Source organism: Pantoea sp. X-Soil-YNGN-775, assembly GCF_059730575.1.
The window spans coordinates 3854665-3869015 of the sequence record NZ_AP035945.1 but is presented as its reverse complement, the minus strand read 5'-3'; the positions used below and the strand labels follow the sequence as shown (position 1 = coordinate 3869015).

At 55.9% G+C, this 14351-nt stretch carries 14 protein-coding genes; 7 read left to right on the top strand and 7 right to left on the bottom strand.

Translation table 11 applies throughout. The features are described 5' to 3' along the window. Window positions 1-34: 34 nt before the first annotated feature. Both nirD and nirB read right to left on the bottom strand, forming a co-directional pair. The gene (nirD, locus tag AC6I8I_RS18230; protein WP_312054383.1) at window positions 35-361 is read right to left on the bottom strand and encodes a nitrite reductase small subunit NirD; all 327 of its coding nucleotides are present in this window, start codon (window positions 359-361) and stop codon (window positions 35-37) included. Continuing rightward, on the bottom strand, window positions 361-2898 hold the full coding sequence (gene nirB, locus AC6I8I_RS18225) for a nitrite reductase large subunit NirB (RefSeq protein ID WP_497828164.1): 2538 nt from the start codon (window positions 2896-2898) through the stop codon (window positions 361-363). The genes nirD and nirB overlap by 1 nt, the downstream gene beginning before the upstream one ends. Before the next feature lie 220 nt (window positions 2899-3118). Here nirB and AC6I8I_RS18220 point away from each other — a divergent pair, with 220 nt between their 5' ends. Further along, a complete protein-coding gene (locus AC6I8I_RS18220; protein ID WP_497828163.1) occupies window positions 3119-4396 on the top strand; it encodes a cytosine deaminase in 1278 nt (425 codons plus the stop codon). 36 nt (window positions 4397-4432) lie between these two features. On the opposite strand, the gene tsgA is transcribed toward AC6I8I_RS18220, so the two are convergent. After that, complete coding sequence (gene tsgA, locus AC6I8I_RS18215; protein ID WP_031376798.1) at window positions 4433-5611, bottom strand: MFS transporter TsgA; 1179 nt, start codon at window positions 5609-5611, stop codon at window positions 4433-4435. Window positions 5612-5871: 260 nt separating this feature from the next. On the opposite strand from tsgA, the gene ppiA reads away from it, so the two are divergent. From ppiA to argD, 5 genes are all read left to right on the top strand, one after another. Next, on the top strand, window positions 5872-6444 hold the full coding sequence (gene ppiA / locus AC6I8I_RS18210; RefSeq protein WP_031376799.1) for a peptidylprolyl isomerase A: 573 nt from the start codon (window positions 5872-5874) through the stop codon (window positions 6442-6444). Between the two features lie 99 nt (window positions 6445-6543). Then, window positions 6544-6714 (top strand): FicA/YhfG family antitoxin, encoded by a 171-nt coding sequence (gene ficA, locus AC6I8I_RS18205; RefSeq protein ID WP_312054390.1) that lies wholly within the window; start codon window positions 6544-6546, stop codon window positions 6712-6714. Beyond that, the gene (locus tag AC6I8I_RS18200) at window positions 6704-7297 is read left to right on the top strand and encodes a putative adenosine monophosphate-protein transferase Fic (RefSeq protein ID WP_312054392.1); all 594 of its coding nucleotides are present in this window, start codon (window positions 6704-6706) and stop codon (window positions 7295-7297) included. Before ficA ends, AC6I8I_RS18200 begins: the two co-directional genes overlap by 11 nt. A gap of 41 nt (window positions 7298-7338) precedes the next feature. Further along, window positions 7339-7914 carry an aminodeoxychorismate/anthranilate synthase component II gene (locus AC6I8I_RS18195; RefSeq protein WP_312054393.1) on the top strand — a complete coding sequence of 192 codons (576 nt, stop codon included), beginning with the start codon at window positions 7339-7341 and terminating at the stop codon, window positions 7912-7914. An 81-nt stretch (window positions 7915-7995) separates the two neighbouring features. Then, entirely contained in the window at window positions 7996-9216 is a 1221-nt protein-coding gene (gene argD / locus AC6I8I_RS18190; RefSeq protein WP_312054395.1) for a bifunctional acetylornithine/succinyldiaminopimelate transaminase, read from the top strand. A 1-nt stretch (window position 9217) separates the two neighbouring features. On the opposite strand, the gene AC6I8I_RS18185 is transcribed toward argD, so the two are convergent. Together AC6I8I_RS18185 and crp are read right to left on the bottom strand one after the other, a co-directional pair. Next, window positions 9218-11293, bottom strand: coding sequence for a YccS/YhfK family putative transporter (locus tag AC6I8I_RS18185; protein WP_312054397.1), 2076 nt, complete (start codon window positions 11291-11293; stop codon window positions 9218-9220). A 57-nt stretch (window positions 11294-11350) separates the two neighbouring features. Further along, window positions 11351-11983: a cAMP-activated global transcriptional regulator CRP gene (crp, locus tag AC6I8I_RS18180; protein ID WP_000242758.1), complete on the bottom strand. Its 633-nt coding sequence runs from the start codon at window positions 11981-11983 to the stop codon at window positions 11351-11353. Window positions 11984-12286: 303 nt separating this feature from the next. Between crp and AC6I8I_RS18175 the strand changes: the two genes are divergently transcribed. After that, on the top strand, window positions 12287-12691 hold the full coding sequence (locus tag AC6I8I_RS18175; RefSeq protein WP_031376804.1) for an OsmC family protein: 405 nt from the start codon (window positions 12287-12289) through the stop codon (window positions 12689-12691). A 506-nt stretch (window positions 12692-13197) separates the two neighbouring features. On the opposite strand, the gene AC6I8I_RS18170 is transcribed toward AC6I8I_RS18175, so the two are convergent. Together AC6I8I_RS18170 and AC6I8I_RS18165 are read right to left on the bottom strand one after the other, a co-directional pair. Then, window positions 13198-14067 (bottom strand): phosphoribulokinase, encoded by an 870-nt coding sequence (locus AC6I8I_RS18170; RefSeq protein WP_312054399.1) that lies wholly within the window; start codon window positions 14065-14067, stop codon window positions 13198-13200. Window positions 14068-14128: 61 nt separating this feature from the next. Continuing rightward, a complete protein-coding gene (locus AC6I8I_RS18165) occupies window positions 14129-14347 on the bottom strand; it encodes a YheU family protein (protein WP_094120254.1) in 219 nt (72 codons plus the stop codon). Window positions 14348-14351 lie beyond the last annotated feature (4 nt).

Sequence of the window (14351 nt, the reverse complement as noted above, 5' to 3'; positions counted from 1 at the left end):
AAAAAGCCCGCCAGCGGCGGGCTGTAGACAAAAATCAGAGACAGACTTCGACCTGACCGGCATTCACCCGTACCGGATACGCCGCCACTGAGCGTGTTTCATCTTCCATGCAATAGCCATCGCTAAGACGAAAATGCTGCTTTTTCAACGGGCTGGCGACCCAAAGCGTTGACTGATGCTCGGCGATGATACCGCGTGATAGCACGCTGGCCTCGGCAAACGGGTCGATATTGCTAATGGCATACAGTTGCTCATCGTTACGCGGACGAAAGATGGCAATCTGCTGGCCTTTGACCAGTGCGCAAACACCGGTGGCGGGCAGGATTTGTGTCAGCTGACACACCGCATTCCACTGGCTCATTATTCAGTCTCCTCAATCAGGGTGACGGCGATGCGTTCTTCAGGGCGCGCCGGACGATGCTGATCGCGTTCGGCCACCACCTGTATCGCCGGATCGCGCTGCGATGAGTTAATAAAGTGGGCGAAGTGCGTCAGGTTGTCGCTCTGTTCCAGCGTGGTTTTCCACTCGCAGTGGACGCTGGCGCGCAGCCGCTTCAGTTCCTGCTCGAGATGATTGTTAAGGCCCAGCTTATCGTCAACGATCACTTTACGCAGATAGTCGATACCGCCTTCCAGGCTTTCCAGCCAGGTTGAGGTGCGCTGCAGGCGATCGGCGGTGCGAATATAGAACATCATGAAGCGGTCGAGATAGGCGATCAGCGTCTGCTGATCGAGATCCGCAGCCAGCAGATCGCCATGGCGTGGTTTCATGCCGCCGTTGCCGCAGACGTAGAGATTCCAGCCTTTTTCGGTGGCGATGATGCCAACATCTTTACCCTGTGCTTCAGCACACTCACGGGTGCAGCCGGAGACGCCGAATTTCATCTTATGCGGGGTGCGGATCCCTTTGTAGCGGTTCTCCAGCATCACGCCAAAGCCAAGGCTGTCGCCCACGCCATAGCGGCACCAGGTACTGCCAATACAGGTTTTCGCCATACGCAGCGCTTTAGCGTAGGCCTGGCCGGTCTCAAAGCCCGCAGCAATCAGCTCAGACCAGATGGCGGGTAAATCCTCTTTGCGGGCACCAAACATGCCGATGCGCTGTGAGCCGGTAATTTTGGTGTAGAGCTGATAGCGCTCGGCAATCTCGCCGACCGCTTTCAATCCCTGGGGCGTGATTTCACCGCCAGGTGAACGCGGGATCACCGAATAGGTGCCGTCTTTCTGAATATTGCCGAGGTAGAGATCGTTGCTGTCCTGCAACGGAGCATGTTGCGGCTTGAGCACATACTCATTCCAGCACGAAGACAGCAGGGAACCGACCGTCGGTTTACACACTTCACAGCCGTAACCCTGACCATATTTCGCCAGCAAATCGTCAAACGTTTTGATCTCTTCAACCTGAATCAGGTGATACAGCTCCTGACGCGAATAAGCGAAGTGTTCGCAAAGATGATAATTGACCTCAATTCCCTGACGGCTCAGTTCGCTGTTCAGCACCTGGGTGATTAACGGAATACAGCCGCCGCAGCCGGTGCCGGCGCGGGTAGCGCTTTTCAGTGCCGCTACGGTGTGGCAGCCAGCCTGAACCGCATTAATGATGTCGCCTTTGCTGACGTCAAAGCAGGAGCAGATTTGTGCACTGTCGGGCAGGGAGTCAACCCCGATGGCCGGTTTTTCGCCGCTGCCGGCCGGTAAAATCAGCGCTTCCGGATTAGCCGGCAGCGGTATCGCATTCAGTACCAGCTGCAGTAGATTGCCGTAGTCGCTGGTATCACCCACCAGCACCGCGCCGAGCAGAGTTTGCTGGTCTTCGCTGAGGATTAAGCGTTTGTAGATCGATTTGCTCTCATCCAGCCACACCACACTGCGTGCGCCAGGCGTGGTGCCACGCGCATCCCCAATGCCGCCCACATCGACGCCCAGCAATTTCAGTTTGGCGCTCATGTCAGCGCCGGTGAAGGCGTTAGGACGGCCCAGCAGGGTATCGCTGGCAACCTGCGCCATTTTGTAGCCGGGTGCCACCAGTCCGTAGACCCGGTTTTGCCAGGCGGCGCATTCACCGATGGCGTAGATATCGCTGTCGCTGGTCAGGCACTGGTCATTAATGGCGATGCCGCCGCGCGGCCCCAGCGCTAATCCACACTGTTTCGCCAGCTTGTCCTGCGGCCGGATACCGGTCGAGAAGACGATGAAATCAACCTCCAGCTCCGTGCCATCGGCAAACTGCAGCGTTTTACCGCCGTGCTCGTGATGGTGGATCTGTTGGGTATTTTTACCGGTATGCACCCGCACACCCATCTGCTCGATTTTACGGCGTAACTGCTCGCCGCCTTGTCGATCAAGCTGCTCGGCCATCAGCACCGGCGCGAACTCAATCACATGGGTTTCGACCCCGAGGTTTTTCAGCGCGCCCGCCGCTTCCAGCCCCAGCAGTCCGCCACCGATCACCGCACCGCGTTTGCTGCGGCGCGAGCAGGCTTCGATAGCATTCAGATCTTCGATGGTGCGATAAACAAAGCAGTCGCTGCCTTCCGCGCCGTTAATCGGCGGGATCCACGGATAAGATCCGGTGGCAAAGACCAGCGTATCGTAATGCACCGCGCGGCCGGTATTGGAATGGATCAGCTTCTCGTCGCGGTTGATGGTAATGGCACGCTCACCCAGCAGCAGATTGACCTGATGCCGCTCATAAAACCCGTCGCGAACCAGGGAGAGCTCTTCGGCTGTATGGTGGGAAAAGTAGGCGGAAAGGTGGACACGATCGTAGGCGACACGCGGCTCTTCACAAAAGACGGTTAGCGAAAACTGGTCAGGCTCAGCTTTCTCAAGTAATTCTTCTATAAAACGGTGCCCGACCATGCCGTTACCGATAATGACGACATTGTGCTTGCTCATTTTTGCCTCAAATTTACGATATCTGCGGCTACAATAGCGCGCCATTTCTGACGCTCATTGATATACATCAACCGCCCCTCCATATACCTATTTAGAGGTATGTGGTTGATTTGAATTAACTTTATCCGACGAGCCTGTAAAGGGAATAACGGCGTTGTCCGCGACGCGGTGAATCGTGCTAGTTTTAACCGCAGACGGTTAACCGGAAAAGGAGCGGCTAATGGCTTCACTTAAGTGGATTAATAACGTGCGTTTACCCTGGCGAGAGGGCTTATGGCAGATTGAAATTGCCGACGGTCACATTGCCCGTATCACTCCCCAGCCGCAGCAGGCGACGCCGGCTGAAGCATCGCTTGACGGTGAGGGCGGCCTCGCCTGTGCGCCGTTCATTGAGCCGCATATTCATCTCGATACCACCCAGACGGCCGGTGAACCGGCCTGGAATCAGTCCGGTACGCTGTTTGAAGGCATTGAGCGCTGGGCTGAGCGCAAGGCGCTGCTCAGCCATCAGGACGTGAAGCAGCGGGCATTACAGACGCTGAAATGGCAGATCGCCAACGGCATTCAGTTTGTCCGTACCCATGTCGACGTCTCCGACCCCAGCCTGACCGCGTTAAAAGCGATGCTGGAGCTGAAAGAAGAGGTGGCACCGTGGATAACCTTGCAGATTGTCGCTTTTCCGCAGGAGGGCATTCTCTCTTATCCCAATGGTGAAGCGTTGCTGGAAGAAGCATTGCGGCTCGGCGCAGATGTCGTCGGGGCGATTCCGCATTACGAGTTCACCCGCGAATATGGCGTTGAGTCACTGCACAAAACTTTTGCGCTGGCCAACCGCTACGACAAGCTGATTGATGTGCACTGTGATGAGATTGACGATGAGCAGTCGCGCTTTGTCGAAACCGTGGCGGCACTGGCACATCGTGACGGTAACGGCGCACGGGTCACCGCCAGCCACACCACCGCTATGCACTCTTATAACGGCGCATACACCTCGCGGCTGTTCCGTCTGTTAAAACTGTCAGGCATTAATTTTGTCGCTAATCCACTGGTTAACATTCATCTGCAGGGCCGTTTCGACCACTATCCTAAGCGGCGCGGCATTACGCGGGTGAAAGAGATGCTGGAGGCGGAGATCAACGTCTGCTTCGGGCACGATGATGTATTTGATCCCTGGTATCCGCTGGGCACCGCCAATATGCTGCAGGTGCTGCATATGGGATTACACGTCTGCCAGTTGATGGGTTACGAACAGATTGATGCCGGCTTAGATCTGATTACCCACAACAGCGCCAGAACCCTGCAGCTATCCGGCTACGGTATTCAGAGCGGCCACGAGGCCAGCCTGATCATTCTGCCTGCTGAGAGCGGTTTTGATGCGGTACGAAGGCAGGTGCCGGTGCGCTACTCACTGCGTCGCGGCGAAGTGATTGCGGCAACCAGACCGGCAGAGAGTGAGATTTACTGGCGGGAGCAGGAGCGCGTCGACTTTCGGCGCTGACAAGCAGGGCGGCGAGGGATCGCCGCCCGGAGAAGATTAATGGGTGACGTGACCGTGCGAACGATGTTTGGTCACCAGTCCCAGCAGGACACACATGACAAACACCACCGCATACAGCCCGTTAGCGGTGACCAGCGCGGTATGTACGCCGCTCTTCTCGACGATAGGCGCGGTAACCACAAAGGTCAGCATGGTGCCGACGGTGCCGCAGGTCAGAATGAAGTTCACCAGTTTTGGTGAAGCTACTTTGGTTTGCAGTGAGCCGAGCGTGATGATGGTGGTGTAAATCGCGCTGGAGCTAAAGCCCAGAACCATAATGATCCACTTCAGCATGCCGGCATCCTGGCTGCTGACGAACCAGTACATCAGCAGCGTCGCCAGGCCAGCCAGCACCATCAGGATACGTTGCAGATCGAAGAAGCGCAGCAGGAAGCTGAACGCCCACATTCCGACCATATAGGCGGTCCAGAAGCTGCCAACCAGCTGTCCGGCATTATCGATATTCATGCCCATCACTTTGGTGGCGTATTCCGGTACCCACGAGATAAAACCGAGCTGACCGAGGATGTAGCACAGGGCGGCAACCGCGAGCAGCAGCACGCCAACGCCCCATTTTTCCTTTTCAACCGTCGGGCTGTTTTCCGGCTTGCGCAGCACCGGGAACTCGACAAACAGCGTCATGATGAAAATCGCCACATAGATAAAGCCGATGCAGACGTAAACCCAGTACCATGGCAGTTGACGCGCCAGCAGGATACCCGCCAGCACCGGGAACAGCGTGCCCGCCATGCTGAAGAAGGAGTCGGTAAACAGCAGGCGTGAGCCGCGCTGGCGTCCTTCATACATGTGGGTAATCAGGAATGTCCCGATCGACATGGTAATGCCGCTGACCACACCCAGCACGAACATGCAGAGCGAGAAGATGCTGAGATCGCGGCTGGTCATTAAGCCAATAATCGCCAGTACCATCAGGACGAAACCGAAAATCAGCTGGCGCTTGAGTGGCACGATCACCATCAGCCAGGCATTGAGGAAAACGGCGGCCAGGATCCCGCTGTTCAGGAAAGTGAAGGTGTTACTCATGCTGGAGATGGGGATCTGGAAATCTTTCGCGATATCGCCCATTACCATGCCGGTGACGATCACCAATGCGCCGGTAAGCGCATACGAGAAGAAGCTTATCCAGGTAAGGCCGATACGATTACGGTTTGTCATGTTCTGAACCTGTTAGGAAACCGGTGGCAAAAAGTGTCAGAAAGTGTAAACGGAACTGTGATCTTAATAAACAACCAGTGAAACTGGAGATCTACATTTCATGTGTTGTGTGATTTTAATCACGCAATTGCCGGGGTTTATCGATTGCTCGCGCTTTTTGAGCCGCAGCGTAAATATAGGTAAAACGCTGGCTCTTGTATTACATGCTCTTTACAATCAATCACGTTTTTGAGCTAGCTCTCCAAGGTAAGGAATCTTTCATGTTTAAACGTACTTTAACAGCGGCGATTACCCTGTTAGCGCTCTCATCTGTTTCTGCCTCGGCCCTGGCCGCAAAAGGCGATACTCATGTTCTGCTCACCACCTCCGCCGGCAATATCGAACTCGAACTGAATGACCAAAAAGCGCCGGTCTCGGTGAAAAACTTTGTTGATTACGTCAACAGTGGCTTCTACAACAACACCATTTTTCATCGCGTGATCCCAGGCTTTATGGTGCAGGGCGGCGGCTTTACCACCGACATGCAGCAGAAGCAGACCAATGCGCCGATCAAAAATGAGGCGGATAACGGCCTGCGTAACCTGCGCGGTACCATCTCAATGGCCCGCACCGCTGATAAAGACAGCGCCACCAGCCAGTTCTTCCTCAACGTGGCCGATAACGCGTTCCTCGACCATGGCCAGCGTGATTTTGGCTATGCGGTATTCGGTAAGATTGTGAAAGGTCAGGATGTGGCTGAAAAAATTTCTCAGGTACCGACCAAAGATGTCGGTCCTTACCAGAATGTCCCGTCTAAACCGGTAGTTATCCTCTCCGCTAAAGTTCTGCCTTAACGCTTCAGGCCGTCATCTGTCGATGGCGGCGCTTTCCCCCCTCCGGCAAAGCCAGAAAATGCTCTTATACTTAGGGCAAAAACCTGAGCAGGAGGCGGCATGGCGAACAAACTCACCGAGAAACAAAAGGCCACATTGTGGCAACAGCGGCGCAGCGCCAGCTATCAGGCCAGCTGTCGGCTGGAAGGCTTCAGTCACAATGAATCTGCGGTAAAAGGCGACGAGGCGGCGGCACGACTGGCTTCGCTGAGGAGGCAATATGGTCTCTAATATCGCGGTCAGCCAGGATCCCTACCTGTGGCATAACGACAACGTGCTGAAGAACCTGCTCGATATTCACGACGCTGTCCAGCTGCGTAAAGCGGAACTGAGCTTCAGTGCGGCTCGGCTGGCGACACTGGAGTTGGGCCCGCGTAATGCCGGCTTGCCGTGGCTGCGGCTGATTCATCGTACCCTGTTCCAGGATGTTTACAGCTGGGCCGGTGAGCTGCGCACCATCGATATCTGGCGCGACGAGACGCCGTTCTGCCATTTCGAATATATCGAAAAAGAGGGCAATGCGCTGATGGCGGCGCTGGAAGAGGAAAACGGCCTCGCCGACCTGCCGCGTGACGCCTTTGTACAGCGTATCGCCCACTACTACTGTGAAATCAACGTGCTGCATCCTTTCCGGGAAGGAAATGGCCGGGCGCAACGCATCTTTTTCGAGCAGCTGGCGCTGCATGCTGGTTATCTGCTGGCATGGGAGGCGACCGATGCCGAAAGCTGGCGGGCGGCGAATCAGGCAGGCGTTGCCGGCGACCTGCAGCCGCTGGAGCAGGTATTTGCGAAAGTGGTGAGCGAGCCGACGTAACCGCGTAGAATAGCGGCGCTGTTAACCACTCTGGATTAGTCATGCTGCTGCTGATCGACAACTACGACTCCTTTAGCTGGAATCTCTATCAATATTTCTGCGAGCTGGGCGCGCAGGTTCGGGTGGTGCGCAACGATGCCATCACCCTGCAGCAAATGGATGCGCTGCCGCTGACCCATCTGGTGATCTCCCCGGGACCCTGTACTCCCAACGAATCCGGTATTTCACTGGCGGCGATTCGCCACTTTGCCGGACGTTTGCCGGTGCTGGGCGTTTGCCTCGGACATCAGGCGATTGCTCAGGCGTGGGGCGGCGAGGTGGTGCGCGCCCGTCAGGTGATGCACGGTAAAACCTCGCTGATTCAGCACAGCAACAGCGGCGTGTTCCGCCAGCTGAATAATCCACTTACCGTCACCCGTTACCATTCATTGATCGTAAAACGCGATACGCTGCCTGACGCCTTTGAAGTCACCGCCTGGAGCCTGCGTGACGGTCAACCCGACGAAATCATGGGGATCCGCCATAAAACTCTGGCGCTGGAAGGGGTGCAATTCCATCCTGAAAGCATTCTCAGCGAGCAGGGACACCAGCTGCTGCGCAACTTCCTGTCGCAATAGTTTGCCTTTAAGTGATTTTTTATGCATATTTTGTGATTATTATTTCATGGCAGTACAACAATCATTCAAATGGGGTCACTAATGGCAGCCGAAAAAATTGCGGTCACACGGGAAACGTTCGATAACGTTATTTTGCCTGTTTATGCACCAGCGCAGTTCGTGCCGGTGAAAGGCAAGGGCAGCCGCGTCTGGGATCAGCAGGGCAAAGAGTATATCGACTTTTCGGGCGGCATCGCCGTGACCGCGCTCGGCCATTGCCATCCTGCGCTGGTGGAAACGCTGAAAAGCCAGGGCGAAACGCTGTGGCATACCAGTAACGTCTTCACCAACGAACCGGCGCTGCGTCTCGCCAGCAAGTTAATCAGCGCCACCTTTGCTGAGCGGGTGTTTTTCGCCAACTCCGGTGCAGAAGCGAATGAGGCGGCGTTTAAGCTGGCACGCTATTACGCCTGCAAACGTCACAGTCCGTTCAAAAGTAAGATTATCGCCTTCCACAACGCTTTCCACGGCCGGACGCTGTTTACCGTAACAGTTGGCGGACAGCCAAAATATTCTGATGGCTTTGGCCCCAAACCGGCCGATATCGTCCACGTGCCGTTCAATGATTTGGCTGCGGTTAAGGCGGTTATCGACGATCACACCTGCGCTATCGTGGTTGAGCCGATTCAGGGCGAGGGCGGCGTGGTGCCCGCAACCGAAGAATTTATGCATGGGCTGCGTGAACTGTGCGATCACTATCAGGCGCTGCTGGTGCTGGATGAAGTCCAGAGCGGTATGGGACGCAGCGGCAAGCTGTTTGCTTATGAGCACTATGGCGTGCAGCCCGATATTCTGACCTCGGCCAAAGCACTGGGCGGCGGTTTCCCGGTCAGCGCCATGCTGACCACCCATGAGATCGCCTCTACCATGGCGCCTGGCGTGCACGGCACCACCTACGGCGGCAATCCGCTGGCCTGCGCCATTGCCGAGACCGCGCTGGACATTATCAATACCCCGGCGGTGCTGGAAGGCGTTGGCGTCCGGCGTCAGCAATTTGTCAGCGCGCTGCAGGCGATTGATGCGAAGTACGATCTGTTCAGTGATATTCGCGGCAAAGGCCTGCTGATTGGCGCGGCGCTGAAGCCTCAGCATAGCGGCAAGGCGCGCGATATCCTCAATGCGGCAGCCGCAGAAGGGGTAATGGTGCTGGTGGCCGGCACCGACGTGATGCGTTTTGCACCTTCGCTGATCATCGAACCCGCCGACATCGAAGAGGGCATGCGCCGCTTCGCCGCCGCCGTCGGCAAGGTGATTAGCGGCTGATTTAGTTTTTGCGTAACCGTCTGATCAGCCAGCGGCCATGTTGCGGTCGCTGGCTCCACGCCAGAGAAGAAATGGTGTGCATCACGCTCAGATGATCCAGAATACGGCGCACATGCTGTTCGACGACTGTCACCGGCCCTTCATTAATATTTTCTACCTCATCCAGCAGGTTAACCTGCGAACTGGCACCGTCATATTCCAGCCGCTGCTGACAACGTTGCAGCGCAATTTCGCAGGACTGCAGATAGCGCTCAGCTAACGAGGCGGTCAGCATGGTGTGTTCGCGCGCCAGAATCGTCATTGCATTGATGTGCTCAACAATAAACTGGCTGTGGGTGACCCACAGACGCATATCTTTGAGGTACTGAGCGTTGAAAGCCGGTTCCTGCATCGCCTGGTTCAGGGAGTTAAACAGCGCATTGTGCGCCTGATTGACCCGTATCCGCTGGTACGCCAGTTTCTCCGGCGACTGTTCCGCCCCCAGCAGCAGCCGTAGCGCATCCTGATAGGTTTCCAGTGCGTCGTGGGCGTTCTGCCGCAGTAAGCCGCTCTGCCACTGCGGCCACAGCCACAGCATTCCGCCAAAGGCGATCAGGCAACCCATCAGCGTATCCATCAGGCGTGGCAGCAGGAACTGCGCCCCGTTCAGCGACAGCAGCTGCAGCGAGTAGACCGCCGTCACCGTAAAACCAATCATCGACCAGCCGTAAAACTGGCGGGTAAACCGGTAGCTGATAAAGGTGATCAGCAGCATGATCAGCAGCACCAGCGACTCCGGCACCGCCAGGCGTAAGGTGGCAGCCGCAATCACCAGACCGGCAAACGTGCCCAGCGCCCGGTGCTGGATGCGGACGCGGGTGGCACCGTAGCCGTTCTGGCTGACGAACATAATGGTCATCAGAATCCAGTACGGCTTAGGAATGTTGAAAAACAGCGCCAGCGCGCTGCCCAGCATCAGCATCACCGCAAAGCGACCGGCGGTGCGCAGCGCCGATGAACGCCACGACAGGTAGCTGCGCAGTGCCGGCAAAAGCGGCAGACGGCGCTGGCGATCGGCCATCAGGTCACGTTGATAGAGCGGCTTTTGGGTGCGAAGCACCCGCGCAATACGATTGAAGTGATAGAGGCAGAAATTCCCCACCGGATTATCAGGATGCTGACGGGCGATTTTTTCCAGCGCGCTGAGCTGCTTCTCCATGCCAAAACGATCCGGTAACTGGTGATAGAGAATGTTATCCGCCAGCACCCGTAAGCGGGCCGAAATAGTCTGGGCATTCCAGCGGATCACCGCTTCGGCATGGCTCTGCTCCACCAGTTTCTGCACCTCTTCCGGCTGATGCAGGCTGACCGAGATGTGTTCCTGCAGGTCCAGCGCCACCTGAAAGGCGCGGGTCAGCCGCTTATGGCTGTGATCCCGGCTGGCGGAAAGCATGTGCATCTGCTGGTAACAGGTGGTGATCATATCGACCACTTTCTGCTGGCGCGCCAGCAGCGGCGGCAGGGCCTTTTCCGGGTCGGTCAGCTGGGTCAGCAGGGTATATTTGGCATCGCAATAGTTGGCCAGTTCGCGGTAGATCAGGCTCAGGCTTTCACGCATCGGCTGCTCTTTCCACAGCCAGAACCAGAACCAGTTAAACAGCCCATACCATAGCGTGCCGCCGATATAGAGCAGCGGCGGCACATAGATCGGCATACGGCCAATCAGGCTCAGCGTGAAGATGGCGGCGATCAGGGTGCCGGGCAGCAGGCGGCCGTGCAGCGGACTGATTTCGCCGGTGACCCCCAGCAGCAACGGCAAGGCGAACAGAATCAGCGGCAGCGGAATGGCGTGCTGCGTCAGCCACTGAATCAGAAAGCTGCCGAGCGCAAACAGGCTGCCGCCGACAATCAGGCGTTTGAAGAAGCGTTTATGCGGGGTATCCAGACCGGCGATATTGCAACAGGCGGGAACTAACGAGAACAGCAGACCTTTTTGCAGGTCGCCAGCCAGCCAGCCCAGCGCCACGGGCAGACAGAGCACCAGGGTTTGCCGCAAGGCGTAGTTGACTTCAGGATGGTAAATAATTCGACGCCACATCGGCCCAACACAAACAATAACGGCGCGATGTTGCCATCACGCCGTGGGTGACAGGAATTAGCGGGTGCCGTAAACGACGATGGTTTTGCCGTGTGCAGAGATCAGATTCTGATCTTCCAGCATCTTCAAAATACGGCCCACGGTTTCACGTGAACAACCAACGATTTGGCCAATTTCCTGACGAGTAATTTTAATTTGCATGCCGTCGGGATGCGTCATGGCGTCTGGCTGCTTCGCCAGGTTAAGCAGAGTCTGAGCAATGCGTCCGGTCACGTCGAGGAAAGCGAGGTTACCCACTTTTTCAGACGTAACCTGCAGGCGACGCGCCATCTGCGACGACAGTCGCATCAGGATATCCGGGTTAACCTGGATCAGCTGACGGAATTTCTTGTAGGAAATCTCCGCCACTTCGCACGCGGTTTTCGCACGTACCCAGGCGCTGCGCTCCTGACCTTCTTCGAACAGGCCAAGCTCGCCAATGAAATCGCCCTGATTCAGGTAAGAAAGAATCATCTCTTTGCCTTCTTCATCTTTGATCAGAACCGCAACGGAACCTTTCACGATGTAGTAAAGCGTTTCAGCTTTTTCACCTTGATGAATCAGCGTACTTTTGGATGGATACTTGTGAATATGGCAATGGGACAGGAACCATTCGAGTGTAGGGTCTGTTTGCGGTTTGCCGAGAACCATTCGCTATTATCCTCTGTTGTAATCGTGCCCAAAATACAGGGGGCAGTTTTCCCTGTCAGGCGATGAAAGCTTCAAGCGTTTCCCTTACAGGAAATTATTCGGGCTGCATTCGGCGCAGTGCGCATCATTCTTCCCGGCTTCGCCATCAGGTGACGAAAAATATTTTCAGCACTGTTTGTAGCACAGCTTTTGCCGACTGTCTTCTGTTGTCTCGCTTCAGCTAACAGCGGATTTCTCTGGATTGCTGTTTACCAGGCGAAAGCGTACTCTGACGGCAAAACCGCATATTCTGGAGCGAAAATCATGCAGGCAAGAGTGAAATGGGTAGAAGGACTGACATTCCTCGGTGAGTCGTCATCCGGTCATCAGGTGTTAATGGATGGCAATTCGGGTGATAAAGCGCCCAGCCCAATGGAGATGGTGCTGATGGCGGCGGGCGGATGCAGCGCCATCGACGTGGTTTCAATTCTGCAAAAAGGTCGCAACGATGTGGCTGATTGTGAAGTGAAACTGACCTCAGAACGTCGTGAAGAAGCGCCGCGAATCTTTACGCACATCAACCTGCACTTTATCGTGAGCGGCAAAGCGCTACAGGATAAGGCGGTCTCACGCGCGGTGGATCTTTCTGCTGAAAAATATTGCTCGGTCGCTATCATGCTGGGTAAAGGCGTCACCATCACCCACAGCTATGAAGTGATCGAACTGTAATAGCCGCAAGGGTCATTGCAGACCTGCTAACTTCACTTCCAGTATCTGATGCAGGTTGATTTAAGACTGTGCCTGGGCAGGGAATCCGTTTTGATACTGTGCCTGGGCAGGGAACCGGGTCAGATCGGAAAGTCGCTTAAGCCAATCCCTGGCCGCTCGACCCGCGCCGTCCCTGGCGCGGGACGCTTTCCTCTTCTGACCCGGTTCCCTGCGTGTTGAACTTATCTATTGCTGCCAGATTCTTTCTGCCCAGGGTTTGTCTGTAGCGACCTTCCTGAAACCGGATGCGGTTGTCGGACGTGAAGCGAAGGGAGCATATGCCTGTAGCAAAGCATCGCGGGCCAGGGATGGCCCGCGCTGAGCCTGCCAGGGATAGCGGTTTTGCGTCTTTGCGAAAGGTGTATGCTCCCTGAAGCCTGCCCAGGGGTAAGTCTTTAGCCGCAGGAAAGCCAGTTTTACTATCTTTGTTAAAGACATCTGCTCTCAGAGCGGTTTTTGCTGGCCTCTTACTCTATCCGCTTGCCTTCCACCAGCCGCTTCACCAGCGGACCCATGATCAGCTCCATCGCCAGCCCCATTTTCCCGCCCGGCACCACCAGCGTATTGATATGCGAAATGAACGATCCCTGCAGCATCGCCAGCAGATAAGGAAAGTCGATATCGTCCAGCGCCTGAAAATGGATCACCACGAAGCTCTCATCCAGTGACGGAATCGCGCGGGCGGCAAACGGATTCGAAGTGTCGACCGTCGGCACCCGCTGGAAGTTCAGGTGGGTGCGCGAGAACTGTGGCGTAATGAAATTAATGTAATCTTCCATTGAACGCACCACCGAATCCATTACTGCTTCACGCGAATGGCCGCGTTCGCTGGTGTCACGCACCAGCTTCTGAATCCACTCGAGGTTAACAATCGGCACCACGCCTACCAGCAGGTCGACATGTTCCGCCACGTTATGCTGGGCGGTCACTACGCCACCGTGCAGTCCTTCGTAAAACAGGATATCGGTGTTTTGCGGCAGCGGCTGCCACGGCGTAAAGGTGCCCGGCACCTGATTCCACGGCACCGCTTCATCATAGGTATGCAGGTACTTACGCGACTGGCCCTGGCCGTCGAGCCCATACTGCCTGAAGCTCTGCTCCAGTAAGCCAAAGTCATTGGCTTCCGGACCGAAATAGCTGACATGACGGCCTAAATCGCGCGCCTTGCGGATCGCCATATCCATTTCAGGGCGGGTGAAGCGGTGGAAACTGTCGCCTTCCAGTTCGGCTGCGTGCAGATCAAGCTGCTGAAAAATTTTACGGAACGCGAGACTGGTGGTGGTGGTCCCCGCGCCGCTGGAACCGGTGACGGCGATTATCGGATGGCGTGCTGACATAAAAAAGCTCCCTGTGAAATCGGGCCATGCGCATTGTTACCATGAATTGCCGCTGGCTGCATCAGCCGCGAAATTCTTTGCGCGGCATGATATTGACCGATTCATGCAGTTCCGACCACACCAGCACTACTTCGCCGGTTTCCAGCTGGCGGCGCACGTCAGCCACTTTTTCGTTCAGGCTGCGTTCCTGCTCGCCGTAGTCGGTGCCTTCACGCAGTACGAAAGTTTCAATCAGATTTTCAAGCGTCTCAGGTGAGACCTGTTGCCAGGGAATAATCACAACA

Coding starts and splice junctions, on each gene's coding strand:
- nirD (WP_312054383.1), bottom strand. CDS start 361: ATGAGCCAGTGGAATGCGGTGTGTCAGCTGACACAAATCCTGCCCGCC.
- nirB (WP_497828164.1), bottom strand. CDS start 2,898: ATGAGCAAGCACAATGTCGTCATTATCGGTAACGGCATGGTCGGGCAC.
- AC6I8I_RS18220 (WP_497828163.1), top strand. CDS start 3,119: ATGGCTTCACTTAAGTGGATTAATAACGTGCGTTTACCCTGGCGAGAG.
- tsgA (WP_031376798.1), bottom strand. CDS start 5,611: ATGACAAACCGTAATCGTATCGGCCTTACCTGGATAAGCTTCTTCTCG.
- ppiA (WP_031376799.1), top strand. CDS start 5,872: ATGTTTAAACGTACTTTAACAGCGGCGATTACCCTGTTAGCGCTCTCA.
- ficA (WP_312054390.1), top strand. CDS start 6,544: ATGGCGAACAAACTCACCGAGAAACAAAAGGCCACATTGTGGCAACAG.
- AC6I8I_RS18200 (WP_312054392.1), top strand. CDS start 6,704: ATGGTCTCTAATATCGCGGTCAGCCAGGATCCCTACCTGTGGCATAAC.
- AC6I8I_RS18195 (WP_312054393.1), top strand. CDS start 7,339: ATGCTGCTGCTGATCGACAACTACGACTCCTTTAGCTGGAATCTCTAT.
- argD (WP_312054395.1), top strand. CDS start 7,996: ATGGCAGCCGAAAAAATTGCGGTCACACGGGAAACGTTCGATAACGTT.
- AC6I8I_RS18185 (WP_312054397.1), bottom strand. CDS start 11,293: ATGTGGCGTCGAATTATTTACCATCCTGAAGTCAACTACGCCTTGCGG.
- crp (WP_000242758.1), bottom strand. CDS start 11,983: ATGGTTCTCGGCAAACCGCAAACAGACCCTACACTCGAATGGTTCCTG.
- AC6I8I_RS18175 (WP_031376804.1), top strand. CDS start 12,287: ATGCAGGCAAGAGTGAAATGGGTAGAAGGACTGACATTCCTCGGTGAG.
- AC6I8I_RS18170 (WP_312054399.1), bottom strand. CDS start 14,067: ATGTCAGCACGCCATCCGATAATCGCCGTCACCGGTTCCAGCGGCGCG.